1 pseudogene is annotated in these 661 nt (G+C 71.4%); it reads left to right on the plus strand.

Annotation, left to right across the window (positions count from 1 at the left end):
* Positions 1-64 precede the first annotated feature (64 nt).
* Positions 65-585, plus strand: a pseudogene (locus FUT87_RS26090) (zinc-dependent peptidase).
* Positions 586-661 lie beyond the last annotated feature (76 nt).

Below are 661 nucleotides of genomic sequence, written 5' to 3' on the forward strand. Positions count from 1 at the left end.
GCGCCGGCCAGGTCATCACGACGAGGTCCGCGTCACCATCGCCGCGCTGGCCTCGCTGCCGCTGCTGGGCCGGGCCCGCGGCTACTACCCGAAGCTGCACACGGTGCTGGTTTATCCCGGCGCCTTCATCGTCGATCGCGTGCGTCATCAAGGCCCGCTGCAGATGCAGGACCGCCAGGTGCTGAGCGGCGAATCCTGGGGCGAGGGACAGGTCGTGCTGTCCTGGGACGACGTGCTGCGCGACGCCTCGCTGCCGGAGCGCGGCCACAACGTCGCGTGCACGAGTTCGCGCACCAGTTGGATCAGGTCAAGGGATGGGCCAATGGCGCGCCCTGGCTGGGCAATCGCGCGCGGCAGGCGCGCTGGGCGGCGGTGATGCAGCAGAGCTTCGACCTGCTGCGCGCGAGGCTCGCGGCGGGCGAGCCCGATCCGCTGGGGGACTACGCGGCCACCGAGCCGGCGGAGTTCTTCGCGGTCGCGAGCGAGCGCTTCTTCGGTCAGCCGTGGGCGCTGGCGCAGGCGCATCCCGCGCTGTACGGGGAACTGCGGCGCTTCTACGAGGTCGATCCGCTGCTCTGGTCCTGAGCGCGGCGGGGACGGGGATCAGAACCCCATCTCGGCCAGCAGCGCGTCGACGTCGTCCTGCTGCAGCGCCTTGTCG

The sequence above is a fragment of the Mitsuaria sp. TWR114 genome (assembly GCF_007997345.1).